A 448-nucleotide genomic window follows, 5' to 3' on the forward strand; every position below is an offset into this window, starting at 1 on the left:
AATACAGCAACCGCTACAGACACCGCCATTCACGATAAAACAGCCGTAACCAGCATTGATGTTGCAACAGGTGATGACGCTGTTATTAATACTGCAGAGCAAAGTAATGTAGTCGTAAGCGGTGTAATAGATGAAGCCGATGCAAATCAAACAGCCACCGTGGTATTTACCGATAAAGACGGTAAGAAAGTCACGGTCGAAAACGTCGCGATTAATAGCGCAGGTGAGTGGGCAATAAATGCCACTAATATTTCAGGCCTTGCTGATGGTGAAATTACAGCCAGTGTGAGCGCACTAGATGTTGAAGGCAATTTAGCCACAATCGAAACCAGCTTTACCAAAGACACTACAGTTGCAATAACAGTTGATATCAACGATACAAACGATGACGTAATTAACGGCAATGATGAAAACGTAAACGTTGAAATTACAGGTACCACAACGGGTG

General features: G+C 43.1%; 1 protein-coding gene. It reads left to right on the plus strand.

All coding sequences use genetic code 11. The features are described 5' to 3' along the window. A partial coding sequence (locus H5160_RS20160) for a hypothetical protein (protein ID WP_182738546.1) occupies window positions 1–448 on the plus strand: 448 nt, incomplete at both ends.

The sequence above is a fragment of the Pseudoalteromonas sp. SG43-4 genome (assembly GCF_014164325.1).
Lineage (GTDB): Bacteria > Pseudomonadota > Gammaproteobacteria > Enterobacterales > Alteromonadaceae > Pseudoalteromonas > Pseudoalteromonas distincta.